At 69.9% G+C, this 23,671-nt stretch carries 24 protein-coding genes; 13 read left to right on the top strand and 11 right to left on the bottom strand.

Translation table 11 applies throughout. The features are described 5' to 3' along the window. Positions 1–73: 73 nt before the first annotated feature. Positions 74–283 carry a helix-turn-helix domain-containing protein gene (locus G6G98_RS12565; RefSeq protein ID WP_067356522.1) on the bottom strand — a complete coding sequence of 70 codons (210 nt, stop codon included), beginning with the start codon at positions 281–283 and terminating at the stop codon, positions 74–76. Further along, entirely contained in the window at positions 284–751 is a 468-nt protein-coding gene (locus G6G98_RS12560) for a DUF2975 domain-containing protein (RefSeq protein ID WP_164234116.1), read from the bottom strand. Between the two features lie 277 nt (positions 752–1,028). Between G6G98_RS12560 and G6G98_RS12555 the strand changes: the two genes are divergently transcribed. Both G6G98_RS12555 and G6G98_RS12550 read left to right on the top strand, forming a co-directional pair. Then, positions 1,029–1,622 (top strand): PadR family transcriptional regulator, encoded by a 594-nt coding sequence (locus G6G98_RS12555; RefSeq protein WP_164234117.1) that lies wholly within the window; start codon positions 1,029–1,031, stop codon positions 1,620–1,622. A gap of 64 nt (positions 1,623–1,686) precedes the next feature. After that, complete coding sequence (locus tag G6G98_RS12550) at positions 1,687–3,441, top strand: ABC1 kinase family protein (protein ID WP_164234118.1); 1,755 nt, start codon at positions 1,687–1,689, stop codon at positions 3,439–3,441. 604 nt (positions 3,442–4,045) lie between these two features. Here G6G98_RS12550 and G6G98_RS12545 read toward each other — a convergent pair. Together G6G98_RS12545 and G6G98_RS12540 are read right to left on the bottom strand one after the other, a co-directional pair. Beyond that, positions 4,046–5,743 carry an SDR family oxidoreductase gene (locus G6G98_RS12545; RefSeq protein ID WP_164234119.1) on the bottom strand — a complete coding sequence of 566 codons (1,698 nt, stop codon included), beginning with the start codon at positions 5,741–5,743 and terminating at the stop codon, positions 4,046–4,048. A 73-nt stretch (positions 5,744–5,816) separates the two neighbouring features. Then, on the bottom strand, positions 5,817–6,092 hold the full coding sequence (locus G6G98_RS12540) for a metal-sensitive transcriptional regulator (protein WP_067356516.1): 276 nt from the start codon (positions 6,090–6,092) through the stop codon (positions 5,817–5,819). A 253-nt stretch (positions 6,093–6,345) separates the two neighbouring features. Between G6G98_RS12540 and G6G98_RS12535 the strand changes: the two genes are divergently transcribed. Continuing rightward, complete coding sequence (locus G6G98_RS12535; protein WP_164234120.1) at positions 6,346–8,031, top strand: FAD-dependent oxidoreductase; 1,686 nt, start codon at positions 6,346–6,348, stop codon at positions 8,029–8,031. Positions 8,032–8,094: 63 nt separating this feature from the next. Here the strand turns inward: G6G98_RS12535 and G6G98_RS12530 are convergent, their stop codons facing one another. Further along, the gene (locus G6G98_RS12530) at positions 8,095–8,577 is read right to left on the bottom strand and encodes a DUF6326 family protein (RefSeq protein ID WP_164234121.1); all 483 of its coding nucleotides are present in this window, start codon (positions 8,575–8,577) and stop codon (positions 8,095–8,097) included. Positions 8,578–8,657: 80 nt separating this feature from the next. On the opposite strand from G6G98_RS12530, the gene G6G98_RS12525 reads away from it, so the two are divergent. The 5 genes from G6G98_RS12525 (at position 8,658) to G6G98_RS12505 (ending at position 13,277) form a co-directional block, all read left to right on the top strand. After that, positions 8,658–9,308 carry a TetR/AcrR family transcriptional regulator gene (locus G6G98_RS12525; protein ID WP_067356508.1) on the top strand — a complete coding sequence of 217 codons (651 nt, stop codon included), beginning with the start codon at positions 8,658–8,660 and terminating at the stop codon, positions 9,306–9,308. A gap of 115 nt (positions 9,309–9,423) precedes the next feature. Further along, positions 9,424–10,731: an ABC transporter substrate-binding protein gene (locus G6G98_RS12520; RefSeq protein WP_164234122.1), complete on the top strand. Its 1,308-nt coding sequence runs from the start codon at positions 9,424–9,426 to the stop codon at positions 10,729–10,731. Positions 10,732–10,802: 71 nt separating this feature from the next. Continuing rightward, positions 10,803–11,675: a carbohydrate ABC transporter permease gene (locus tag G6G98_RS12515; protein WP_164234123.1), complete on the top strand. Its 873-nt coding sequence runs from the start codon at positions 10,803–10,805 to the stop codon at positions 11,673–11,675. Beyond that, positions 11,672–12,565: a carbohydrate ABC transporter permease gene (locus G6G98_RS12510; RefSeq protein ID WP_067356496.1), complete on the top strand. Its 894-nt coding sequence runs from the start codon at positions 11,672–11,674 to the stop codon at positions 12,563–12,565. The genes G6G98_RS12515 and G6G98_RS12510 overlap by 4 nt, the downstream gene beginning before the upstream one ends. Position 12,566: 1 nt before the next feature. Further along, on the top strand, positions 12,567–13,277 hold the full coding sequence (locus tag G6G98_RS12505) for an alpha/beta fold hydrolase (protein ID WP_164234124.1): 711 nt from the start codon (positions 12,567–12,569) through the stop codon (positions 13,275–13,277). Positions 13,278–13,326: 49 nt separating this feature from the next. On the opposite strand, the gene G6G98_RS12500 is transcribed toward G6G98_RS12505, so the two are convergent. Genes G6G98_RS12500 through hisD (G6G98_RS12490) form a run of 3 tightly spaced genes read right to left on the bottom strand, consistent with a single transcriptional unit; the run spans position 13,327 to position 16,150 of the window. Further along, a complete protein-coding gene (locus G6G98_RS12500) occupies positions 13,327–14,067 on the bottom strand; it encodes an HpcH/HpaI aldolase family protein (RefSeq protein WP_164234125.1) in 741 nt (246 codons plus the stop codon). After that, positions 14,067–14,825, bottom strand: coding sequence for an SDR family NAD(P)-dependent oxidoreductase (locus G6G98_RS12495; RefSeq protein WP_067356486.1), 759 nt, complete (start codon positions 14,823–14,825; stop codon positions 14,067–14,069). The genes G6G98_RS12500 and G6G98_RS12495 overlap by 1 nt, the downstream gene beginning before the upstream one ends. Continuing rightward, positions 14,822–16,150: a histidinol dehydrogenase gene (gene hisD, locus G6G98_RS12490; protein ID WP_164234126.1), complete on the bottom strand. Its 1,329-nt coding sequence runs from the start codon at positions 16,148–16,150 to the stop codon at positions 14,822–14,824. Before hisD (G6G98_RS12490) ends, G6G98_RS12495 begins: the two co-directional genes overlap by 4 nt. 98 nt (positions 16,151–16,248) lie before the next feature. On the opposite strand from hisD (G6G98_RS12490), the gene G6G98_RS12485 reads away from it, so the two are divergent. The 4 genes from G6G98_RS12485 to G6G98_RS12470 all read left to right on the top strand — a co-directional run bounded on the left by G6G98_RS12485 (position 16,249) and on the right by G6G98_RS12470 (position 20,432). After that, on the top strand, positions 16,249–17,250 hold the full coding sequence (locus tag G6G98_RS12485) for a LacI family DNA-binding transcriptional regulator (protein WP_164234127.1): 1,002 nt from the start codon (positions 16,249–16,251) through the stop codon (positions 17,248–17,250). A gap of 131 nt (positions 17,251–17,381) precedes the next feature. After that, on the top strand, positions 17,382–18,362 hold the full coding sequence (locus G6G98_RS12480; RefSeq protein WP_164234128.1) for an ester cyclase: 981 nt from the start codon (positions 17,382–17,384) through the stop codon (positions 18,360–18,362). 29 nt (positions 18,363–18,391) lie between these two features. Further along, positions 18,392–19,561, top strand: coding sequence for a cupin domain-containing protein (locus G6G98_RS12475; RefSeq protein WP_067356474.1), 1,170 nt, complete (start codon positions 18,392–18,394; stop codon positions 19,559–19,561). 64 nt (positions 19,562–19,625) lie between these two features. After that, positions 19,626–20,432 (top strand): nitrilase-related carbon-nitrogen hydrolase, encoded by an 807-nt coding sequence (locus G6G98_RS12470; protein ID WP_164234129.1) that lies wholly within the window; start codon positions 19,626–19,628, stop codon positions 20,430–20,432. 4 nt (positions 20,433–20,436) lie between these two features. On the opposite strand, the gene G6G98_RS12465 is transcribed toward G6G98_RS12470, so the two are convergent. Then, entirely contained in the window at positions 20,437–21,363 is a 927-nt protein-coding gene (locus G6G98_RS12465; RefSeq protein ID WP_164234130.1) for a LysR family transcriptional regulator, read from the bottom strand. Between the two features lie 76 nt (positions 21,364–21,439). Between G6G98_RS12465 and hisD (G6G98_RS12460) the strand changes: the two genes are divergently transcribed. After that, on the top strand, positions 21,440–22,756 hold the full coding sequence (hisD, locus tag G6G98_RS12460; RefSeq protein WP_067356465.1) for a histidinol dehydrogenase: 1,317 nt from the start codon (positions 21,440–21,442) through the stop codon (positions 22,754–22,756). A 111-nt stretch (positions 22,757–22,867) separates the two neighbouring features. Here hisD (G6G98_RS12460) and G6G98_RS12455 read toward each other — a convergent pair whose 3' ends face one another. Together G6G98_RS12455 and G6G98_RS12450 are read right to left on the bottom strand one after the other, a co-directional pair. Beyond that, positions 22,868–23,182 (bottom strand): (4Fe-4S)-binding protein, encoded by a 315-nt coding sequence (locus G6G98_RS12455; RefSeq protein WP_164234131.1) that lies wholly within the window; start codon positions 23,180–23,182, stop codon positions 22,868–22,870. Positions 23,183–23,212: 30 nt separating this feature from the next. Beyond that, positions 23,213–23,659, bottom strand: a complete 447-nt coding sequence (locus G6G98_RS12450; protein ID WP_243842118.1) for a MarR family winged helix-turn-helix transcriptional regulator — start codon at positions 23,657–23,659, stop codon at positions 23,213–23,215. Between the last annotated feature and the right edge of the window lie 12 nt (positions 23,660–23,671).

Raw genomic sequence — 23,671 nt, 5'->3', positions numbered from 1 at the left:
AACCCCCTTGGATCGCAGGAATCCGAGGAATCCCTGCGATCCAGGAGCGATCGTGCGATCGAAGCGAGCCGAGCTACCCCTCCGGCTCCCACCGGAGCAGGTCCCCGGGCTGACACTCGAGCACCTCGCACAGGGCGTCCAGCGTCGTGAAGCGCACGGCCTTCGCGCGCCCGTTCTTGAGCACCGCGAGGTTCGTGGGCGTGATGCCGATGCGCTCGGCCAGCTCGCCCACGCTCATCTTGCGGCGGGCCATCATCACGTCGATGTCGACGACGACGGGCATTCAGATCACCTCGTTGTCGAGCTCGGAGCGCAGCTCGATCGCCTGCCGCAGCAGCGCCTTCATCACGACGACGAGCAGTGCCATGCCGCCGAGCGTGAACGCCGCCCCGCAGATCAGGGCCACGACGCCGGGTGCCGCCGGCCCGATCGCCAGCACCACCGCCAGCGCGAAGCCCAGCAGCGCGGCGGCCGCGATCGCGCCGATGATCACGTCGACGAAGCGGAAGGATGCCGGCGAGAAGATCGACCCTCGGCGCACCTTGTTCAGCAGCATCCAGACGCACACCGCGAAGATCTGCAGTGTCAGCACGCCGAGCACGGCGATCGCGACGAGCGAGACGCGCGCCCACAGCGGCGCCTTGTCGAGGTCGAGCCACAACAGCGGCACGATCACCGTCTGCACGACCAGCGACCCGGCCAGCGCGAGCGCGATCACGACCTGGAGCGTGACGATCGTCCCCTTGCCCATGTCTCCACCTCTCATCGAAGAACAACAGGAATCTATCGTTTATCGTTCGATTTGGCAAGGCGGGGTGCTTCTCTCGCACCGGCGCCGTGCGCCTCCCCCGGCCAAGTGCGCCTTCCTCGGCCGAATCCCGGGAAGCTGGCCGAGGAAGACGTGCTTGGCCGAATTCCGCGCACCGACCGGATGCTCGGCGGCAGAGCGGGCCCGAGAACTCCCACCCCACTTCCGGACTTAACGATATATCGTTAGCTATCGCTCACCCACGATCCGGGAGGTCATCATGAACACCAACTCGTTCCCCTTCGGCGGTCCCTTCGGCGGCGGAGGCGGCGGGAACGGCGGCGCCGGCGGCCCGGCATCCGCGTTCCTCGAGGCCATGGAGCAGCTGCGCAAGACCTTCGACCCGCGCCCGGCCGGCGGCTCGCGCATGGCCCGGGGCGACGTCCGCACCGCCGTGCTGTCGCTCCTCGCCGAGAAGCCCATGCACGGCTACCAGGTCATCAACGAGATCGCCGAGCGCAGCGGCGGCACCTGGAAGCCCAGCGCCGGCTCCGTGTATCCGACCCTGCAGCTGCTCGCCGACGAGGGCCTCATCGAGGCCGAGGAGCAGAACGGACGCAAGACCTACTCGCTCACCGAGGCCGGCCGTGCTGTCGCCGACGAGTCCGCCGAGACCCCGGCCCCTTGGGAGTCGCCGAACCGCGACGGCGCGCGCGACCACGGCCGCTTCAGCGCCCTGCCCAAGGCCGGCGTCGACCTCGCGGCCGCCGCGGCGCAGGTCGGACGCACCGGCAGCGCCGAGCAGGTGCAGCAGGCCATCGACGTGCTCGACGAGGCCCGCCGTAGGCTGTACTCGATCCTCGCCCAGGACTGAGCGGATGCAGGACGTCCGGCCGATCGGCGTGCGAGGCGACCGACCAGCTGAAGGTGGTGGCGCGATGACGGATGCCGCAGGCGACCCCGTCGCGCCCGGCCGCCCCGTCCCCGGGTTCCGCACGTCGCCGCCGCGGGCCGAGAAGCCGCACGGCATCCATCGCGCCCGCTACCGGCGGATCCTCTCGTTCGCGGCCCGCGAGTTCCTCCAGATCTGGTGGTTCGAGCTCGTCCTCCCCAGGTTCGGGATGTCGGCGATCGCCGAGCGCACCCGTCCGGCACGGATGCAGCGCTTCGCCCGCCGGTTCCACGCGCTCGCCGTCGGTCTCGGCGGGCTCATGATCAAGGTCGGGCAGTTCATGTCCTCCCGTCTCGACGTGCTGCCGCCGGAGATCACGGCCGAGCTCGAGGGCCTGCAGGACGAGGTGCCCGCGGTGCCATTCGCGGAGATCCGGGCGCTCGCCGAGGCAGAGCTGGGCGTGCCGCTCGAGCGGGCCTACGCCTGGGTTGACGAGAACCCGGTGGCCGCGGCATCCCTCGGTCAGGTGCACCGGGCGCGACTCTCGGCGCTCGACGCCGCCGACACCGGGCTCGAGGACGTCGTCGTGAAGGTGCAGCGCCCCGGCATCGACGAGATCGTCGCCGTCGACCTCGCGGCTCTCCGCCGGGTGGCAGGCTGGCTGCGCCGCGTGCGCGTCGTCGCCGATCGCGTTGACGCCCCCGCCCTCGTCGAAGAGTTCGCGACCACCAGCCTGCAGGAGATCGACTACCTGCACGAGGCCGCCAATGCCGAGCGCTTCGCGGAGAACTTCGCCGACGATCCGCGCGTCGACACTCCCTCCGTGGTGTGGGAGCGCTCGACCCGCCGGGTGCTCACCCTGTCGGACGTCACCGCCATCAAGATCAACGACAGGGACGCGCTGCGCGCCGCGGGCATCGACCCCTCGGAGGTGGCCGACGTCTTCGCCCAGGTCATGTTCGACCAGGTGTTCACGCACTCCTTCGTGCACGCCGACCCGCATCCGGGCAACATCTTCGTGACGCCGCAGGAGCCGGATGCCGCGGGCCGGGCGTGGCGTCTCACCTTCGTCGACTTCGGCATGATGGCGGAGGTGCCCGACAGCCTCCGCGACGGCCTGCGCACCCTGCTCATCGCGGTCACCGCCCGCGACAGCCGCGGACTGGTGCGCGCCGCCCAGCAGATCGGCGTGCTGCTCCCCGCCGCCGACACCCGCGAGCTCGAACGCGCACTCACTGCGCTCTTCGCGCGCTTCGGCGGGATGGGCTTCGCGGAGCTCAGCCGCGTCGACCCGCGCGAGTTCCGCGACTTCGCCGCCGAGTTCGGCGACGTCGTGCGCTCCCTGCCGCTGCAGCTCCCCGAGAACATGCTGCTGCTCATCCGCGCGGTGTCGCTGACCTCGGGCATGTGCAGCGGGCTGAACCCGGCGTTCAACGTGTGGGACGCCGCCGAGCCCTACGCCGCCGGGCTGCTCCGCGACGAGAGCGGCAACCTGCTGCAGGCGTTCGCACAACAGGCCGCCTCGACGGCCGCCGTCACCTGGCGGCTTCCGCAGCGCATCGACGACATCATCACCCGCATCGACGACGGGGACGTCTCCTTCGACACGTCACGGCTGGAGCGCCGACTCGACGGGCTCATGCGCGTCGGCCGCCGCGCTGTCGCCGCCGTGCTGTTCGCCGGACTGGTCATCGGCGGCGCGCTGCTGCTCGCTCCCGCGGCTCCGCTCGGCACCGGCATGATCGTCGCATCGGCGCTGCCGCTGCTCTACGCGCTGTTCGCGGGAGTCGGGCGGCGGTAGCGCCTGGCGGGCGGTAGCTCCTGGGGTGGGCGGCAGTCGGGGTCGGGCTCGGCTCGGGTCGGCGAGGTGCGTGTTGTTGTCGCCTCGGGGTGCGTCAGGCGGCGGTTCGGCGCACCTGGACCTCGGGGGCATAGGCGCCTGAGTTGGCGAGGTGCGCGTTGTTGTCGCCTCGGGGTGCGTCAGCGACGATTCGGCGCACCTGGTTGGCGGGGGCGCGGGGCTGCGAGGGGAAGGTGCGTGTTGTTGTCGCCTCGGGGTGGGTAGGGCGACGGTTTCGCGCACCTGGTTGGCGGGGGGCGCGGGGGCTGCGTGGGGAAGGTGCGTGTTGTTGTCGCTTTGAGGTGCGTGGGGCGGCGGTTTCGCGCACGTGGATGCCGGGCGTGCGGGGGCCGGGGCGACGAGGTGCGGGTTGTTGTCGCCTCGGGGTGCGTGGGGCGGCGGTTTCGCGCACCTGGTTGGCAGGGGCGCGGGGGCTGAGTCGGGGGAGGTGCGTGTTGTTGTCGCTTTGAGGTGCGTGGGGCGGCGGTTTCGCCCACCTGCCCGCACCGCGCACCCCGGACGTGCGCGGGGGCGACTGGGACCGGGGATGCCGAAGGCATCCGCCTCAGGCGGGATTCGCCGCGGACACCGCGGCCGCGCCGGTCGCCGGAGTCATCGACGAGGGCTCCGGATCGGCATCCGCCACGGGGCCCGCACCCCCGGCACCGCCCGACTCCTCTTCGACCGCTGCGCCCGTCTCAGCGGCGGCCCCCTCCTCGACATCCGCGCCGGCCGTCTCCGCTGCGGCCGTGATGCGCGCCGCCATGCCCGCGAAGATGAACCCGTGGAAGGGCAGCACAGCCAGCCAGTACAGCCGTCCGGTCAGTCCGCGGGGGAAGAACACCGCCCGCTGCTGGTAGCGGGCGCCGTCCCTGGCCGGCGCCGCGCGCAGCTCCAGCCAGGCGTCGCCGGGCACCTTCATCTCCGCCCGCAGGCGCAGGAGACTGCCGGCATCCGTCGTCTCGATCGCCTCGACCCGCCAGAAGTCGATCGCGTCGCCGACGCGGGCGGCGCTGCGGCTGCGCCGGCCACGCTGCAGTCCGACGCCCCCGACGAGACGGTCCATCCAGCCGCGCACGGCCCACAGCAGCGGCGAGGAGTACCAGCCGTTCTCCCCGCCGATCCCGAGGATCACCCGCCACAGCTCATCGGTGGATGCCGTCGTGTCGACGCTGCGCTCGTCGGTGAACACGGTGCGGCCGGCCCAGTCGGGGTCGCTCGGCAGCGGGTCGCTCGGGGCGCCGGAGACCTCGGCATCCTGCCAGCTCGTCTCGACGCTGTCGGCGTCCACTCGCCCGAGCGCCAGCTCGACGGACTTCCGGTAGGGGGTGAGCCCGCCCTCCGGCTGCGGGATGAGCTCGTCGATCGCGCGATCCTTGACGACGCACTCGTTCTGCAGCGAGGCGACCAGCGGGCGCGCGATCGACCGCGGCACCGGTGTCACGAGGTTCACCCAGTGCGAGGCGAGCTCGGGGGTGAGCACCGGCAGCGCGGCGATCGCCCGCTGCGGAAGCCCGGCCTCCAGGGCATAGCCGTTCATCATCTGGCCGTACCGCAGCACGTCGGGGCCGCCGATGTCGACGGCGGTGTTCACGCTCCCGTCCACCCGCGCGGCGCCGAGCAGGTAGTGCAGCACATCGCGCACGGCGATCGGCTGGATGCGGTTGCGCACCCACCTCGGCGCCGGCATGTACGGCAGCACCTCGGTGAGGTGGCGGATCATCTCGAATGACGCCGACCCCGAGCCGATCACGACGCCCGCCTGCAGCGCGAGCGTCGGCACGCCCGAGGCGAGGAGGATCTCCCCGACGCGCACGCGTGAGCGCAGGTGCGGCGACAGCGTGACGTTCTCCGGATGCAGTCCGCCGAGGTAGACGATGCGCCGCACGCCCGCCGTCGCCGCGGCATCCGCCACCGTCTGCGCGGCTCGCTCATCGCTGTCCTCGAAGCCCTTGCCGGCGGTCATCGAGTGGATCAGGTAATAGACGACGTCGACATCGGCCATCGCCTCGGCGACGGCATCCGCGTCGTCGGCCGAGCCCTCGACGATCTCGCAGTCCGCACCCCAGGGGAAGGATGCCGCCCGCTGCGCGTCGCGGACGAGCAGTCTCACCCGGTAGCCGGCATTGAGGAGGCGCGGGGTGAGGCGCCCGCCGATGTAGCCGGTGGCGCCGAGCACGAGCGCGCGGGGCGAGGTGCTGTCGTCGCGGGGGAGGGCGCGCAGGGCGTCCTCATGGCCGGTGGGCTGTGTGAGCTCGGTCATGCCTCGAGGCTAGGCGGGGCCGCGGACGGGCGCACGGGGGTTGCGTTCCGGGAGGTGTCGTGAGACGGGTGTCTCACGCGAGCGAGAGGAACAGCTTCTCCAGCTCGCCCAGGGGCATCGCATCGCCTTCGGTCTCGGCATCCGGCTCGCTCAGGCAGTCCTTCATCGCCGTGGCGATGATCTGGAAGCCCGCGCGATCGAGCGCCGAGCTCACGGCGGAGAGCTGGGTGACGACGGTGCGGCAGTCCTCCTCCCGCTCCACGGCGCCGATCACGGCGGCGAGCTGTCCCTGCGCGCGCCGGAGCCGGTTGAGGATCTTGCGCTGGACCTCGGGGTCGGTGCTGGTCATGCTCGCCTCTTCTGCTCGATTGGACAACTCCAACTATACCCCCTAGGGTATGCCTAGAGATACCCACCGGGGTATAAGGACGGAGAGTGATCATGTGTCGCGCGGTGAGCTGCAGGACCTGCGGCAAGACGACCTGGGCCGGATGCGGGCAGCACGTGGATTCCGTGCGCCGAACCGTCCCCGCGCCCCAGTGGTGCGGAGGGCACGAGAAGCCGCAGAACCAGGGCGGCTTCCTCTCGAGGCTGTTCCAGCGATGACCTCCCCGAGGCCGCTCAAGGTCGTCATCGTCGGTGGAGTGGCAGGCGGCATGTCGGCAGCGACGCGTCTGCGCCGTCTCGACGAGGACGCGACCATCGTCGTCTACGAGCGTGGACCAGAGGTGTCGTACGCCAACTGCGGTCTGCCGTACTTCGTCGGAGGCGTGATCGCCGACCGGGACTCGCTGCTGCTGCAGACGCCGGAATCCCTGCACCGCCGGTTCCGGCTGGACGTGCGGGTGCGGCACGAAGTCGCTCGCGTCGACACCGCCCGCAGGCAGGTCGAGGTCGTCGATCTGGAGAGCGGCGTGAAGAGCGTCGAGGCCTACGACAGGCTCGTCCTCGCGGCCGGGGCGCGCCCCGCTCACGGTCAGCGGACAGGCGGCGTCCCGGTCCGCAGCCTTCGAACGGTGGAGGATGCCGTCGAGATCGAGGCCGCGGTCTCCCGACCGGGCGTGCCGGTGGTCGTCGTCGGCGGCGGATACACCGGACTCGAGGCCGTCGAGAATCTCGTCGCGCGCGAGGCGAGGGTGACCCTCGTGCAGCGCGGGGCGCAGCTGCTGTCGCCGCTCGACCCGGAGATGGCGGCGCCGGTGCTCGACGCGGTGCGCAGCCTCGGCGTCGACGTGCGGCTCGGGGTCGAGGTGATCGCGACGCGTGAAGGCGCCGTCGAGCTGAGCGACGGCAGCGTGATCGAGGCGGAGTTCGTCGTCGAGGCATCCGGAGTCGTGCCGGAGACGCGACTCGCGGCGGACGCCGGCATCGCCCTCGGGGAGACCGGAGGCATCCGGGTCGACGAGCACTGCCGCACCAGCGACCCGTACGTCTTCGCGGTCGGGGACGGCGCCGAGAAGACCGAGCTCATCGGCGGCGATGCGGCGCTCATCACGATGGCCGGCCTGGCCAACCGCCACGGACGTCTCATCGCAGACGTGATCGCGGGGCGCGCCGAGTCCGCCCGGCCGGCGATCGGCACCGGCATCGTCGAGGTGTTCGGCCTGGCCGCGGCGAAGACCGGATGGAGCGAGAAGCAGCTGCGTGCCGCCGGTCGCGACTTCTATGCCGTGCACGTGCATCCCGGATCGCACGCCGGCTACTTCCCCGGTGCCCAGACGGTGTCGATCAAGCTGCTCGCCGACCCGGCATCCGATCGGATCCTCGGCGCCCAGGTCATCGGACGAGACGGGGTGGACAAGCGGATCGACGTGATCGCGACGGCGATGCACGCGGGCCTCGCGGCCGCGGAGCTCGCTCACCTCGAACTCGCCTATGCGCCCCAGTTCGGCTCGGCGAAGGATGCGGTGAACATCGCCGGCTACGTCGCGGAGAACACGAGGACGGGAACGACGCCCGCCGTGCAGTGGCACGAGCTCGCCGCCGCACGCGATGCGGGTGCCACGCTCGTCGACGTCCGCAGTCCGGCGGAGTTCGCCGCCGGGTCGATTCCCGGGGCGATCAGCATGCCGCTGGACGAGCTGAGGGACCGTCTCGACGAGCTTCCCGCAGGGCAGCTCATCGTCCACTGCCAGGTGGGCCTGCGCGGACACATCGCCACCCGGCTGCTCCGCCAGCGCGGGCGCGATGCCCGCAACCTCGACGGCGGCTACCGCACGTGGCGGGACGGCTCCACGGCAGAGCTCTCGGCGTCGCGCGACGGAGCCCTGGTCGCGGTCGGGGCATGACGACCGCGGCCAGGGCCCTGCGTGCGTCCATGAATCGCCGGGCGGATCGACCCGCCCGGCGGTTCAGGCCTGCTGAGGGGCGTGATCGGCCACGCGGACGCTCGGCTGTGCCGCCGAAGTCGCGGTGCGCGGCCAGGTCCAGGCCGAGCGCAGGATGAACGCCAGGAGCACCAGTTCGACCCCGATGGACAGGACGTAGAACGGAGCCCACTCCCAGGACTCCCCCACTGCGTTGAACACCGTGACAGGGATGTACATCGACGCCACGACGAGCTGGGTGGTGCGGTTGGCCCGTGCAGGCAGCGTCGCGGACAACGCCACCATCAGGGCGGGGATCCCGCTCAGGGCGAGGAACGCGGTCAGGAGCACGGGGCTGACGGCGAACTCGAAGACCCTCCCCTCCAGGATGAGGTCCAGCGTGCCGGGCTTGTACAGGTGGTAGTAGTCCACGTAGATGTACAGGAACATGAAGGCGGTCCAGGCCGATGCGAGCTGGGCTCGCACCGGCATCCGCTGTTCTTCGAGTGGGCTGGGTTGCGTTCTCATGGGGTCTCCGCTCCTTGATTCTTACATGTGTAAGGGTGTTCGCGATGTTAGTCTTACACCCGTAAGGAGTCAATGACGTCATGAATGCACGCGCTGCGCTCAGCAGGGAGCGGATCGTCGCGGCAGCGGCCGCTGTCGCCGACCGGGGCGGCATCGCCGCGGTCAGCATGCGCTCCGTCGCATCCGAACTCGGCGTCGAGGCGATGTCGCTCTACCACCACGTGGCCAGCAAGGGCGCGCTGCTGGACGCGCTCGCCGACTGGGCGTTCGAGCAGATCCTCGCGCCCGAGGTCGACGACCCCTGGCGGCCGGCCATGGCCGCCAGGGCCCGGTCGGCGCGATCGGTGCTCGTGCAGCATCCGTGGGCGCTCGGAATGATCGAGGCGCGCCCTCGGCCGGGCACCCCGCTGCTCCGGCACTTCGATCGCGTGCTCGGATGCCTGCGCAACGCCGGCTTCCCGGCCGCGCTCGCCACGCACCTCTTCTCGGCCCTGGATGCCTACATCTACGGGTTCGCCCTCACGGAATCGACCCTGCCGTTCACCCCCGCCGACGGCGCCGAGAACGCCTTCGCCGAGGACGTCGCCCCGGACCCCGAGGAGTATCCGCACCTCACGTGGATGCTCGGCGAGCTCATGCGCAACCGGACGTACTCCTTCGCCGACGAGTTCGACGTCGGTCTCGACGTCATCCTCGACGGCTTCGAGCAGCGCCTCGCTCAGGCGACATGACCGGCAGCCGCGCAGCTCCGCTCTCGGGGTCTCGATGCAGTATACGTATTCAGACTTCCAACATTCTCGAAACATAGGCTTCCCTTAGCCCGGTGCATACGTATACCATCGCGATATGGCACACATGAAGCATCGGGCATTGCCGGTACTCGCACTCGCAGCCGTGGGCGTCCTGGCCCTCACCAGCTGCGGGGCCGGTACCCGCACCGACAATGAAAACGCGACAACGGTGTCGTGCGACTACACCGCCCCCGAAGGCAAGACCACCGTCAACGTCCTCGCCTACAACTCCTCCGCCATCGACCCCTTCACGGACACGATGGTCTCCAGCTGCTCGACCGACGACGTGACCCTGAAGCACGACCCGATCGACTTCGGCGGCCAGGTGACCAAGACGACGGCGACCCTCGCCGGCGACACGGGCACGTACGACATCATCGAGACCTACGGATTCGTCATCCCCGGCCTCGCCGAGGAGGAGAAGCTCGTCCCGCTGAACGACCTCTACGAGAAGTACGCCGACGACTACGGCCTCGACGAGATCAGCGAGTCGATGCGCGAGGGCATGTCCTACGACGGCGAGCTCTACGCCCTGCCGATGCAGGCGCAGATGTTCGTCATGGCGTACCGCACCGACGTCTTCGACGAGATCGGCCTCGACGTCCCGACCACGTTCGACGAGATGATCGAGGCCGCTGAGGCCATCAAGGCCGCCGGGCTCATGGAGTACCCGATCGCCCTGCCGTGGCTGGCGACCGCCGACATCACGACGAGCTTCCAGGCCACGATGAACTCGCTCGGCGCCGACTTCGTCAGCCCCGACGGAGACGTCACGCTCGACACCCCGGAGGCCGAGCAGGCCCTCGAGGCGCTGCTCGCCCTCAAGCCGTACATGGACCCGCAGGTGACCACCTTCGACCAGCCCAAGGTCCAGCAGCAGATGTTCAACGGCACGGCCGCCATGTCGATCATGTTCTCCGGACGCATGTTCGACCTCACGCTGGAGTCGAACTCGAAGCTCTCCGACTCCTTCGGCTTCGCAGGGGCGCCGAAGGTCTCCGACGACGCGGAGTACGCGTACAACCGCCTCTCGATCGACGGCTGGTCCATCCCGTTCAACACGAAGCTCGACCACGAGATGCTCTTCGTCATGATGGCCTCCGCAGTCAGCGAAGACGCTTCCACGGCATCCGTCCCGGCCGCCTACCCGGCGCGCGAGGGAATGGTCACGGAGGAGAACTCCCCCTACGGAGCGGCCGCCAACGACTCGATGGCGAACGCGATGCCTCCCATCGTCTCGCCGGTCCTGGCCGACATCACGAACGAGATCCGACCGATCCTCGTGGAGATCATCAACGGCAACGTGTCCGTCGCAGACGGGCTCGCGCAGATGCAGGCCGCAGGCGAGAAGATCGCCGGCTGATCCACGACCGACGGTCGACGACTGTGGCCTGAGCGAGAGTTCAGGCCACAGTCCGTCCAGGAGGGACGCACATGAAGGCACGCGAGTTCTGGTTGCTCTTCTTCCCGAGCCTGCTGGTGATGGGGGCGCTCCTCGTGCTCCCGCTGGTGCGCACGGTGCAGTGGAGCTTCGAGCAGGTCCGCTACGGCACACCCGGCGTCTTCGTCGGGTTCGACAACTTCACCCACGCTCTGACCGATCCGCGTTTCCACCGGGCGGTGCTCTTCACAGTGGCCGTGACCGTGATCACCACGGTGATACTCCTGGTGTTCGGCTACATCATCGCCACCGGCATCAATCGCATCACCACGTCGCGCCCCCTGGTGCTCGGCATCATGCTGGTCTCGTACGTGCTGCCGAACCTGGTCGGCGCCGTCGCCTTCTCGTGGCTCTTCGACGACAACTTCGGCGGGGTCGTGAACCGGCTGATCGCGTTCTTCGGCGGCACGCAGGTGCTCTGGTTCACCGATCAGGTGCCGAACGCCGTCATCGTCATCGCGAACACGGTCTGGCACATGCTGCCCTTCGCGATGCTCATCATCCTCGCCGGGCTCCAGGGAGTGCCTGCCGAGCTCAGGGAGGCCGCGAAGATCGACGGCGCCAACGCGTTCCAGACCCACCTCAACGTGATCATCCCGACCATCCGCGGAGTCCTCGGCTTCGTGACGCTCATCACGATCATGGACGTGCTGCGCATGTTCGACAACCTGATCCCGCTGTCGCCGCAGGCGCAGTCGATCGGGAACGAGTCGATCATGCTGTACGTGTACTCCGTCGCGTTCGCCGACGGCGCCGAGCAGCTCGGTCTCGGCAGCGCGATCAACGTCCTGACGATCCTCCTCATCCTCATCATGCTGATCCCGTTCATCCGGGGCATCTTCAAGGAAGCGAAGGCCGAACGATGAGTCTCACCTCCGCCGAGCTCTCGACGAGGGCCATCGTCACGAGCGGTGCACCGAAGCGCCGACGCACGGGGCAGGGGCGACCGCCCGTCGTCACAGGCATCCTCCTCGGCATCCTGTGCGTCGTGGTGCTCAGCCCGTTCATCTGGATGACGCTGTCGGTCACCAAGCCCACGGATGTCGCGTTCGCGAACCCGCCGGTGCTCTGGGGCTATGAGCCCACGCTGCAGGCCTTCGTCGATCTCTGGGAGACGACGTACTTCGCCGACTACCTCGTCAACACGCTCGTCGTGGCCGTCGTCGCCACCGTCGTCGCGCTGGCGATCGGCATCCCGGCGGCCTACGCGCTGTCGAGGTTCCCGAGCTACGTATCCGCGGGCCTGCTCGTGCTCGCGCTGGTCTTCCGCGCCCTGCCCCGGTTCGCGGTGGTCCTGCCGATGTACGACATCAGCCGGGCGCTGGGGATCTACGACACCACGGTCGCCCTGGCCATCGCCCTCGTCGCGATCAACCAGCCGTTCACGATCTGGCTGCTGCGCAACTTCTTCGCGGAGATCCCGAAGGAGCTCGACGAGGCGGCGATGATCGACGGCTGCACGCGGATCGGCATGCTCCGGCGCGTGATGATCCCGCTGATGGGGCCGGGCATCCTCACGGCAGGCATCTTCGTCTTCCTCTTCGCCTTCCAGGAGTACCTCACCGCGCTCGTGCTCACCGACACGTCGTCGAAGACGGTTCCCGTCTTCATCGCCACGCAGCTCGGGCAGACCCTGCCGATGCTTCAGCAGGCCGGCGCCGCGTCGATGCTGCTCACCATCCCCGTGTTCGTCATCGCGTTCATCGCTCAGAAGTATCTCGTCGCCGGTCTCAGCGACGGCGCAGTGAAGGGCTGACATGCCCGCGCTGGTGCTGCTCGCCGGCATGAACTGCACGAGCGACCTGTGGTCGGATGCCGGGCTCGGCCCGGTGATCACGCCGGTGCTCGACCGCGATGACATCGACGAGCAGGTGGAGGCGCTGTGCGCCGAGCTGCCGCAGAGGTTCGTGCTCGGAGGGCACTCGCTCGGCGGCATCGTCGCGATGGCGCTCGCCGCGGCCGCGCCGGAGCGCGTGAGCGGACTGTGCCTCGTGTCCACGAACGCCAAGGCGCCGACCGACGCCCAGCGCGACGGCTGGCGCGAGTGGCTGGCCGAGCTGGATGGGGGCGCGGATGCTCGCGAGCTGCAGTCCCGCATCCTGCCGGCGCTGCTCGGCCCGGAGGCGGCGCGCCGCCCGGACGTCGTCGAGCGGACGCTGGCGATGGGGGCGGAGACCGGAGCGGAGCGGCTGCGGGCGCAGCTGAGGATGCAGCTCAGCAGGCGGGACCTGCTTGGCCTGCTGCCCTCGGTGCACACGCCGACGCTGGTGGTGTCCGGACTGGACGACGTGATCTGCCCGCCGCACTTCCACACCGAGATCGTCTCGAGCCTGCCGGACGCCCGGCTGGTGACCCTGGACGCCGGTCACATGCTTCCGCTCGAGCGCGCGGAGGCATTCGGTGCGCTGGTGAGGTGCTGGCAGGCGCAGCCGACGGATGCCGAGGCGGCGGTGACGCCCCGTCACTGACGGCGCGGGCGGGCGCCCGGCGTTCTCGCGGGCGCCCGGGTGGCGGTGGTCAGCGTGCGGGCGAGGCCAGTTCGCGCAGGTGCCTCATCAACGATGCCGCGAGGTTGTAGACGACCAGGTCGGCGCCCCCCGCGAACGCCTCATCGGCGGCCGCGCGCGAGCCGACGATGTCCATGCGCAGGGAGCCAGCCCTCGCGAGAGCGTCATGCACAGCAGCGATCGATTGCGGGACGGGCGGGTCGTCCGGTCCTGAGGACGCGGCAAGGTCAGCCGGACCGACGAGGATGCCGTCGAGTCGCGGCGTCGCGAGGATCGCGTCGACGCTGCGCACGCCGGCCGGCGACTCGATCATCCCCAGCACCAGGGTGTTGTCGAGGTGCCACTCGAGGTGCGCGGAGGGGGCGACCTCGCCGAAGCGTCCGGCACGGCTGTAGGTGGCGAAGCCGCGGGATCCGGTCGGCGGGTAGATCGAGGCGTCGACGAGGCCGGCCGCGTCCGCGGCGGTATCGAGGTGCGGGGCGAGGATCCCCTGGGCCCCCTGGTCGAGCACGCGGAGGATCTGCCCGCGGTCGTCCTCGCCGACCCGGACGATCACCGGCACCCCGTGCACCGCCGCCAGGGCGATGTGAGCGCGCAGCGCGACGACGTCGGCAGGACCGTGCTCGCAGTCGATCAGCACGTAGTCGAATCCGGCGACGGCGAGCATCTCGACGAGCTCTTCGGACGGCATCCGCAGGAGCGCGCCGACGAGCTTCTCTCCGGCGCGGGCCCTGGCGCGCAGAGAGGTCATCACGCCACCATCCCGGCGGAGAGGTCGACGTCGGCGCCGCACATCCCCGGCATCCCGAGCATCGCGACGACCGCGGCTCCCACCTCCTCCTCGGTGACCATGCGTCCCAGCGCGGCGCGGGAGACGAAGGCCCGCTCCGCCTCGTCGACGCTCGATCCGGAGCGCTCCGCCTCCAGGCGGAAGTTGCGCTCCATGCGCGGACCGGCGACCGGGCCAGGGGAGAGCGAGTTCACCCGCACCCCCGCCGGGCCGACCTCGAACGCCAGGGTCGAGGTGAGGCCGATCACGGCCATCTTCGATGCGCAGTACGGTGTGCGGTGCGCCAGCGGGCGCTTGCCGGACACCGAGGCGATGTTGATGACGTCCCCGTCCCCGCGGGCGATCATTCCGGGCAGCAGTGCCTTGCAGAGGAGGAAGGTGCCTCGCACGTTCACGTGGAAGACCTCGTCCCAGTCGTCGACCTCGATGTCGGTGAGGGCGGCGACCGGTCCGGCGATGCCGGCGTTGTTCACGAGGATCGAGACCTCGGTGCGGGCGAGCTCCGTCCGCAGCGCGTCGACGGATGCCGGGTCGGACACGTCGCAGGGCAGCCACCGTGCGCGCTCGCCGAGCTTCTCGACGGCCGCGGCGAGCCTGCGCTCGTCGCGGCCGACGAGGATCACCTCGGCGCCGGCGGCGTGCAGCGCGCGGGCGATGGCCGCCCCGAGCCCGCTGCCGCCGCCGGTCACCACGGCGCTGCGTCCCGTGAGGTCGGTCATCGCGCTTCCGCGACGGTCGCGCGGCTCTCGTCGATCCAGGCGAACTCGGTGCCGGCGTGCCGCCAGGCGCGCACATCGCCGGAGCGGGCGTGGCCCTCGAACAGCTCCACCCTGGCCGCCCGGCCGCACACCGCGCCGAGCTCGGCCGAGGAGTGGGTGTTCTGCACCTCCTGGTACGTCACCGTGCGCAGGTACTTGCCCACCCAGAGACCGCCTGTGTAGCGCGCCGCGCCGAGCGTCGGGAGCACGTGGTTGGTGCCAATGACCTTGTCGCCGTAGGAGACGCAGGTGTTCTCGCCGAGGAAGAGCGCGCCGTAGTCGTGCATCTTCGTGAGGGCCTCGCGCGGGTTCTCGGTGAAGATCTGAACGTGCTCGAACGCGAAGTCGTCGGCGATGCGGTACGCCTCGTCGAGGTCGTCCGCGACGATCACCTGGCCCCAGTCGCGCCACGCCGGTCCTGCGTAGTCCCGAGTCGGCAGGCCGGGGAGGATCCGCTCGATCCAGTCCATGACCTCCTCGCCCAGCTTCTGCGAGGTGGTGACGAGAACCGCGGGCGAGTCGGGGCCGTGCTCGGCCTGGGAGAGCAGGTCGACCGCGGTGAAGAACGGGTCGGCGTGCTCATCGGCGACGATGAGGATCTCGGTGGGACCGGCGAACAGGTCGATCCCGACCTCGCCGAAGAGCTGCCGTTTCGCCTCGGCCACGTAGGCGTTGCCGGGACCGGCGATCATGTTGACCGGCGCGATCGTGTCGGTGCCGACGGCCATGGCGGCCACCGCCTGCACGCCGCCGAGGATGTAGATCTCGTCCGCACCCGCCATCTTCATGGCGGCGACCGTGGCTGCGGGGATCTGGCCGCGGATCGGCGGGGTGCACGCGACCACGCGCGGGACCCCCGCGACCTTCGCGGTGATGATCGTCATGTGGGCGGACGCCGTGAGCGGATACTTCCCGCCGGGGATGTAGGCGCCGGCGGCCTGCACGGGGACGTGCTTCTGGCCGAGGAGGACGCCGGGCAGCGTCTCGACCTCGATGTCGGCGAGCGAGTCGCGCTGGGCCTGGGCGAAGCGGCGCACCTGGTTCTGCACGAACTCGATGTCCGTGATCACCTGCGCAGGGAGCGTGCCGATGATCCGACCGATCTCGGTGTCGGAGAGGCGGTATGACTCGGGGCTCCAGTCGTCGAACTGCTCGGCGTACCGTCGGACGGCGGCGTCGCCGTTCTCGCGGATGTCGCCGATGATCGCGCGTACGCGTTCGGCGACATCCTGCTGCGCGGTGTCCGCGAACGTCTTCGTCGGCGCGGACTTCAGATGCAGGGGCATGGCCCATCCTTTCGTTGCATACGTATGTCTAGATTATGACCACGTATGCACGCGAGCGTCAAGGCGTTAGAATTCGCTAGGTCGAGGGGAGGCGTCAGATGGTCGTCACGAGCCGGGATGTCGCGCGTCTGGCCGGTGTGTCCCAACCGACGGTCTCCAGGGCCCTCCGAGACGACTCGCGGGTGTCGGAAGCGACCAAGGTCCGCGTGCGAGAGGCGGCGCAGCTGCTCGGGTACGTGCCCAGCGAGGCCGGCCGGGCCCTGTCATCCGGCCGCACGCGCCGCATCGGCCTCCTCCTGACGGACCTCGACAACCAGTTCTACTCGCACATCATCGCGCCGGTCCATCGCGAGCTCGAGACGCTCGGCTATCAGCTCATGCTGCACACCGAGTCCGCAGACAACGACACGATCGTCGAGCGCCTCCTCGCCAACGGCCTGGACGGCCTGATCCTCGCCACCACGATCGTCGAGTCGCCCGTGCCGCTGCGACTCAAGGACCGCGGGCTCCCGTTCGTGTACTTCAACCGGACCGGCGCGCTCGTCGACGCCGACGCGACCGTGGTCGACCCGACAGCGGGATACGAGCGGGCTGTCGCCAGGGCGGCGGAGCTCGGGCATCGCCGGGTCGGCGCCGTCCTCGGACCGAGCAACACGAGCACGGCGCAGGCGCGGGAGTCCGCTCTGCGCGCGGCGCTCCTCCGGCACGGGCTGACGCTCGCCGAGGCCGATACGCGCCGGGTCCCCTACGGGGCTGCCGCCGGCGAGGAGGCGGCGGCAGAGATCCTCGACGGCGAGCAGCGTCCGACCCTCCTCTTCTGCGGCAACGACGTCGTCGCCTACGGCGTCCTGAACGCCGCGCATCGTGCAGGGCTGCGCGTCCCCGACGACCTCTCGGTCATCGGCTTCGACGACCTTCCGGAGGCGGCCTGGCCGATCATCGGCCTCGCCACGATCGGCTACGACATCGCGGCGATGGCCGCGGCCGCCGCCGACCTCATCGTGCGCCGGATCGAGGACCGCTCGGCGCCGATCGCGAACACCCGTTTCGAGTCGGCGTTCGTCGAGCGGCGCACACTGGGGCCCGTCTCCGCGGACTGAGCGGTCGTCATACCAAGCACCCGTGTGTCTTTCAACTCATGCTTGCACTCGCTTGTGCATACGCATACACTGACGACGAAGCCCGCATTCATCGACGAGATGCGGGCCATCGTCCAAGGAGTGAAAACAGCGTGTCTCTCGACCCGGTCGCCTATCTGCCGTACAAGGACCCCGACGACTTCATCCGTGAGGTCACCGACCTGATCTGGGTGGATCGTTCGATCCACTACATCCGGGAGAACTACGAACCCGACTCGATCGTGCACGGCGCCTACGGCACCTCCACGACGCGCGACGAGGTCATCGAGGGGACGCTCATGCGCATCTCGGCCACCCCCGACCGCACCGGACAGGCCGAGGACGTCATCTGGGAGGCGCGCGGAGACGACGCGTTCCTCAGCTCCCACCTCGTGCTCTCCGGCCAGCTGCAGACCTCGGCGCACAGCCGCACCATCGCGAACTGCCTCTACCGTCGCGGCCGCATGGTCGAGGAGTGGGTCGTCCGAGACTCGCTCGCCGGCGCTCTCGAGCGCGGCGACGACCTCGACGAGCTCGCCCGCGCTCAGGCGTTCCGCGGTTACACCGGCTCATGGACGGAGCCGGCGCCGGCCGATCCGATCGCGGTGGGCGATTCCGGTCCCCGCCCGAACGACTACCGCTCCGAGGTGGAGACCGTGATCGACATGATCCAGACGGTCTGGAACGATCGTGACCTGCAGAAGGTGGAGAAGTACTTCCATCGCGACCTCGTGCTCCTCACCGTCGGCAACAAGGTCATCATCCGACCGGAGGGCTACCGCCGCGCGCTGCTGCGATTCCTCGAGGCCTTCCCCGCGGGACAGTTCGAGATCCGCGACATCCAGACCAACTACGACGTGCGCTACGCCGGCCTCCGCGTCGCCGTGACCTGGAAGTTCACGGGCGCCTACAGCGGCAGGCCGAACTACGGTCCGCTCACCGGCAAGCCTGTCGACGTGCTCGGCATCTCGCAGTTCACGTTCCATCAGGGCGCACTCGTCAAGGAGGTGCGCCTGTGGGACGACATCGCCCTCCGGGCGCAGATCGCCGGTATGCGCGGCGACGAGCCGGTCGGCCCGAGCAACATCTACTGATCACAGACTGATCGACAAGGAGAAGAAGAATGAGCGACGTCATCGTCGACAGCCGAGAGGTCACCGTCGACACGGCCGAGATCGAGCGACGGACGATCCGTCGAACGGACTGGGTCCCCTGCAACTCCGCATTCATCGACTGCCGCACGCCGGGTTCCGACCGCAAGGAGAACTACGCGTTCATCGGCGCGGGGGTCTCCCAGAACGCGAACCAGTACGTGAACCTCGAGGAGAACCACGGATTCAACACCGGTGCGGCCGGCATGCCGAACGGCATCTCGAACAACCTCCACCTGCACTTCACCGCCGAGGTGTTCATCAACCTCGGCGGCGAGTTCCGCCTCCGCTGGGGCGTGGACGGCAAGCAGGGGGAGTACGTCAGCACCGACGGCGACATCGTCACGATCCCGACGTGGATCTTCCGCGGCTTCACCAACGAGGGGCCGGACGACGGCATCCTCTACACGGTGCTGGGCCGCGACGACAACGGCGGCATCATCTGGGGCCCCTCCGTGCTCCGCGAGGCCGAGTCCTACGGCCTGCACCTCACGGCGGACAACCGCCTCATCGACACCGTCGCGGGCGACGTGCTTCCCGACGACGTCGCGCTGATCAAGCCGATGAAGCAGCACTACATCGACGAGCTGACGAGCTACACGGTCGAGGACATGCGCTCGCGCGTCATCCAGCCGGGCGACCGCAGGTACTCCTCTGCTGCTCTGCTCTGCGCCGCCGTCGAGGGCGGGCGGGTCGAACTCGCCACCGCGATCGGCTACGGCATGTCCGAGAACCGCCGCCAGGTGCCCAACGTCCACGAGCCGCACTCGTTCAACCTCGCCTGGGTGCGTGCAGAGGCCGGTCAGGGCGTGCTGCGGCACCGCCACGACAAGACGCAGGCGCTGCTGTTCAAGACGGGCCGCTGGGAGGTCACGCTCAATGGGGACTCTTCGACGGCCGTGAACCTCGGCCCCGGCGACGCCTTCTCCGTTCCGGAGGGCGCATGGCGCTCGTACCGGTGCGTGGAGGGCGACGAGACCGGAACCGGCACCGTCCTCGTCATCAACGGCGGCGACGACCGCGTCTACCTGGAGTGGGCCCCGGAGGTCGTCGATGCGGCTGCCGCGGCCGACTGGACGATCGATCCCAACGGCTACCTCGCACCGCTCGGCGTGATGGTCACCGCCACCGAGGACGACTGAGAACGCGCGGGTGCGAGGGCCGTCGGCTCTCGTACCCGGCGCCTCCGAGGAGGGAGCGAGGGACATGTCGGACTCCGGCGAACTGCGCGTCGCGGCGATGTCGCCCGAGGTCGTGATCGGGGAGCTCGACGCCAACCTCGGCCGCATCCGCGAGGCGATCGCCGTGGCGGCGGGTCGGGGCGCGCGCCTGATCGTGCTCCCCGAGCTCGCCACGAGCGGCTACGTGTTCGAGGACCGCGCCGAGGCGGAGAGGCTGGCGCTGACGCGCGACGATCCGCGGTGGGATGCCGTGCGGGAGGTGATCCCCGAGGGGACCGTGGTCGTCGTCGGCTACGCCGAGACGGCGGGGGAGCGCCTCTACAACACGGCGGCGGTGCTGACCAGTGACGAGAGGCTCGCCGATTACCGGAAATCCCACCTCTGGGGTGCGGAGAAGCTCGTGTTCGAGAGCGGCTCCGAGGCCGGGATCGTCGTCGACGCCCCGTTCGGCCGGCTCGGCGTCGCGCTCTGCTACGACAACGAGTTCCCCGAGGTTCCGCGTCGGCTGGCGCTGGCCGGAGCGGACGTCCTGGCCCTGCCGGTCAACTGGCCGCTGGTGCCGCGGCCCGAGGGTGAGCACGCGCCAGAACTGATCCAGGCGATGGCGGCCGCGCGCTCATCGCGGCTCCCCGTCGTGATCGCCGACCGCTGCGGCGCGGAGCGCGGAGTGGACTGGACGGACGGGACCGCGATCATCGACGAGCAGGGGTGGATCGTCGCGTTCCGCGCCGTCACGGGCGCCACCGCTGTCCTCTCGCTCGGTGCCGCGCGCGAGAAGTCGCTGCCGCCGCACAACGACCTCTTCGCGGACCGCCGGGCCGACCTGTACTGAATGCTCAGCTGAGCGGGATGCGGCCCTGATGCTCCGGGATCCGCTCGCGCAGCATCCGCTCCGCCAGCTCCGCCAGCCTCCGCGTGGACGGTGACAGGAGCATGCCCTCGCGCTGCACGAGCGCGATCGTGTCGTGCATCGGCTCGGCGAAGGGGAAGGTGCGGATGCCGTCGGGGAACCCCTCGGCTTCCGCGATCGACCTGGACACGATCGTGTCGGCGGTGCCGGCGGCAACCAGGTCGAGTGCCGTCTCGACGTTCTCGACCTCGACGGCCGGCTCGATCGTGAGCCCGCGCAGGCGCGCGCGCTCGAGCAGCTGCCTGCGCGTGGGATCGTCCCATCCGGCGAAGGCGTCGTACAGCACGAGCTTCGCCGCCGCCGCCTCCTGGATCGTCACGGCCCCACCATCTGCCGGCCGGATGGCCGACGCGTAGAGGACCTCGTCGCGGAACAGCGGACGCACCTCCAGGCCCTCCTCGTCGACGGGGAGCACGAGCAGGCCGGCCTCGAGCTCCCCGCGGGCGATCGAGCGCGCGACGAGAGCGGAGTTGATGCCCACCAGGCGCAGCCGGACGTTCGGATGCCGGTGGTGGAACGTCTCGGCGAGATCGGCCAGAGCGTAATAGGCGGCGTTGCGCAGCACGCCGAACGTGCAGGTGCCGCCCTCGAGGGAGGTCAGCGCCTGGATCGTGTCGATGCCGTTCTGCACGGCGCTGACGGCCTGGGTCGCGTGGGGGCGGAGTTCGAGCGCCGCCTCCGTGGGCACCAGGCGTCGGGAGCCGCGGGTGAAGAGCGGCACGCCGAGCTCGCGCTCGAGGCGGGCGACGAGCTCGGAGACGGAGGCCTGCGTCATCGCCAGGCTCGACGCCGCGGCCGTGAACGAGCCGTGCTCGAGCGCGGCGAGGAAGGCGGTGAGCTGCGTGATCGTCACAGCTAATGGTAAACCCGATGGTCAGCAACGGATCACCAGGGTTGTCGGATGCTAGCCCGCGACTTAGCCTTCCTGCATGCGTTACTCCTCACCTGTTCTCGCCCGCCTCGACGGCGCCTTCCACCACCTCAAGACCCCGCTCATCGACGCCCCGGCGGCCCAGCGGGACCCGGCCGTGATCGAGACTGTGACGAGCATGCTCGCCGACATCCGCGAGCGCGGTCTCGACGCCGTGCTCGACTACGCGCGCAAGCTCGACAACTATCAGGGTGCCGACATCGAGCTCACCGCCGAGCAGATCGCGACCAGTGGCGACCGCCTCGATCCCGACCTCCGTGCGGCCATCGAGCTCGGCGCCGAGCGGACCCAGGCGTTCGCCCGCGCGCAGCGAGCTCACCTCTCCGACTTCGAGACCGAGCTGGTTCCCGGGCTCGTCACCGGCGCCAGGTACATCCCGGTCTCGCGCGTGGGCGCCTACCTCCCCGCCGGCCGTTTCCCCCTCACCGCGAGCGCCTTCATGACGGTCGGCGTCGCGAAGGCCGCCGGCGTTCCCACCGTGATCGCGTGCACTCCGCCGCAGCCTGACGGCGGCGCGAACGACGCCGTCGTCTACGCCGCGCACCTCTCCGGCGTCGATCGAGTGTTCGTCATCGGCGGCGTCCAGGCCCTCGCCGCCATGGCGTACGGTCTGCTCGGCGAACTGCCCGTCGACATGCTCGTCGGGGCAGGAAACGCGTTCGTCGCCGAGGCCAAGCGTCAGCTCTTCGGCACGGTCGCGATCGACCTGCTCGCCGGCCCCAGTGAAGTCGCCGTCATCTCGGACGAGACCGCCGACCCGGAGCTCGTCGCGGCCGATCTGCTCGGGCAGGCCGAGCACGGCCCCAACTCCCCCGCTGCGCTCGTGACGACGTCCGAAGAGCACGGCAAAGCTGTGATCGCCGCGATCGACCGTCAGCTGGAGAATCTCGCGACCGCCTCGATCGCGGGTCCGGCCTGGCGCGACTACGGCGTGGTGACCGTCGCGAAGGACCGCGAGACAGCCGCTGCCCTCATGGACGACCTCGCCCCGGAGCACCTCGAGCTGCTCACGGCCGATGACGAGTGGTACCACGAGAACCTTCGGAACTACGGCTCGCTCTTCATCGGGCCGTGGAGCACGGTGGCGTACTCCGACAAGGGCATGGCCGGCACGAACCACGTGCTGCCGACCGCTGGCGGAGCGAAGCACAGCGCAGGCCTCTCGGTGTCGCGCTTCCTGAAGCCGCTGACGTACCAGCGCGTCAGCCGCGAGGCCACGCCGCAGCTCGCGAACGCCGTGCAGGTGATCTCCGACTCGGAGGGCATGGCCGCGCACAGCGCCACCGCCACCCTGAGGCTGAACCGTCTCGGCTGAGCTCCGCCGCTGATGAGGAAGTGCCCGTCACCGTGAGGTGGCGGGCACTTCGCCCTCCACGGCCCTCAGCCGAAGCGGCTGTCGGCGGGGCCGCTTCGGGGATGAGATCGCTCAGCCAGCCGACCGCGAGCTTGCGCGCTGCGGCCCGCCTTTCTCGGCGACCGCCGGTGCGGTGCGACCGCGTCCGTCATGCGTGCGGTAGCCGAGGGCGAAACTGGGGCAGCGGTCGATGACGGTGACGGTCTCGTCGATGCTCGCGCCCGTCGGGTCGATCCAGGGGCGCCGGTCGCGGTCGAAGACACGGGGCAGGCCGCGCACGCACTCCGCGGCGTGCTGGCAGCGCGACGCCTCCCAAGTCACGACGATGCCGTCGGCCACGTATTCGCGGATGCCGTCTGCGCGTCCGCCCGATGTCGTCTCCTGCATGCTCACTCCTTCAGGACTGTTCCGATGTGGTCAGGGCTCGAGGCCGAGGTGCCTGCGCAGCGATGTCGTCACGTCGTCCACCTCGGCGAACTGCTCCGGGGTCAGCGCGTCGACGAACAGTTCGCGCACGGCGCGCAGGTGGGGCACGGATCCGGCACGGAACGCCTCGCGCCCGGAGTCGGTCGCGATCACGTCGATGCCGTGCACGTCGTCGGCGCAGGCGACACGCTGGATCAGTTCACGCCTCTCCATCCGGCCGAGATGGTGTGACAGCCTGCTGCGTTCCCACCCGATGTGGGTCGCCAGCTCCGACGAACGCATCTTGTGCTGATCGGCCTCGGTGAGGGCGAGCAGCACCTGGTAGTCGCCCGGTGAGAGCGACGACTCACTCTGCAGTCGGCCGGTCAGCCGTGTGCGCAGCGTCTCCGCCGTCTCGATGTACTCCCGCCAGATGCGCAGCTGCTCACGTGTGGGCATCGTGCGGCGGTG

Source organism: Microbacterium hydrocarbonoxydans (assembly GCF_011752045.1).
Lineage (GTDB): Bacteria > Actinomycetota > Actinomycetes > Actinomycetales > Microbacteriaceae > Microbacterium.
This window is presented reverse-complemented; position numbering and strand designations above follow the sequence as displayed.

Coding starts and splice junctions, on each gene's coding strand:
- G6G98_RS12565 (WP_067356522.1), bottom strand. CDS start 283: ATGCCCGTCGTCGTCGACATCGACGTGATGATGGCCCGCCGCAAGATG.
- G6G98_RS12560 (WP_164234116.1), bottom strand. CDS start 751: ATGGGCAAGGGGACGATCGTCACGCTCCAGGTCGTGATCGCGCTCGCG.
- G6G98_RS12555 (WP_164234117.1), top strand. CDS start 1,029: ATGAACACCAACTCGTTCCCCTTCGGCGGTCCCTTCGGCGGCGGAGGC.
- G6G98_RS12550 (WP_164234118.1), top strand. CDS start 1,687: ATGACGGATGCCGCAGGCGACCCCGTCGCGCCCGGCCGCCCCGTCCCC.
- G6G98_RS12545 (WP_164234119.1), bottom strand. CDS start 5,743: ATGACCGAGCTCACACAGCCCACCGGCCATGAGGACGCCCTGCGCGCC.
- G6G98_RS12540 (WP_067356516.1), bottom strand. CDS start 6,092: ATGACCAGCACCGACCCCGAGGTCCAGCGCAAGATCCTCAACCGGCTC.
- G6G98_RS12535 (WP_164234120.1), top strand. CDS start 6,346: ATGACCTCCCCGAGGCCGCTCAAGGTCGTCATCGTCGGTGGAGTGGCA.
- G6G98_RS12530 (WP_164234121.1), bottom strand. CDS start 8,577: ATGAGAACGCAACCCAGCCCACTCGAAGAACAGCGGATGCCGGTGCGA.
- G6G98_RS12525 (WP_067356508.1), top strand. CDS start 8,658: ATGAATGCACGCGCTGCGCTCAGCAGGGAGCGGATCGTCGCGGCAGCG.
- G6G98_RS12520 (WP_164234122.1), top strand. CDS start 9,424: ATGGCACACATGAAGCATCGGGCATTGCCGGTACTCGCACTCGCAGCC.
- G6G98_RS12515 (WP_164234123.1), top strand. CDS start 10,803: ATGAAGGCACGCGAGTTCTGGTTGCTCTTCTTCCCGAGCCTGCTGGTG.
- G6G98_RS12510 (WP_067356496.1), top strand. CDS start 11,672: ATGAGTCTCACCTCCGCCGAGCTCTCGACGAGGGCCATCGTCACGAGC.
- G6G98_RS12505 (WP_164234124.1), top strand. CDS start 12,567: ATGCCCGCGCTGGTGCTGCTCGCCGGCATGAACTGCACGAGCGACCTG.
- G6G98_RS12500 (WP_164234125.1), bottom strand. CDS start 14,067: ATGACCTCTCTGCGCGCCAGGGCCCGCGCCGGAGAGAAGCTCGTCGGC.
- G6G98_RS12495 (WP_067356486.1), bottom strand. CDS start 14,825: ATGACCGACCTCACGGGACGCAGCGCCGTGGTGACCGGCGGCGGCAGC.
- hisD (WP_164234126.1), bottom strand. CDS start 16,150: ATGCCCCTGCATCTGAAGTCCGCGCCGACGAAGACGTTCGCGGACACC.
- G6G98_RS12485 (WP_164234127.1), top strand. CDS start 16,249: ATGGTCGTCACGAGCCGGGATGTCGCGCGTCTGGCCGGTGTGTCCCAA.
- G6G98_RS12475 (WP_067356474.1), top strand. CDS start 18,392: ATGAGCGACGTCATCGTCGACAGCCGAGAGGTCACCGTCGACACGGCC.
- G6G98_RS12470 (WP_164234129.1), top strand. CDS start 19,626: ATGTCGGACTCCGGCGAACTGCGCGTCGCGGCGATGTCGCCCGAGGTC.
- hisD (WP_067356465.1), top strand. CDS start 21,440: ATGCGTTACTCCTCACCTGTTCTCGCCCGCCTCGACGGCGCCTTCCAC.
- G6G98_RS12455 (WP_164234131.1), bottom strand. CDS start 23,182: ATGCAGGAGACGACATCGGGCGGACGCGCAGACGGCATCCGCGAATAC.
- G6G98_RS12450 (WP_243842118.1), bottom strand. CDS start 23,659: ATGCCCACACGTGAGCAGCTGCGCATCTGGCGGGAGTACATCGAGACG.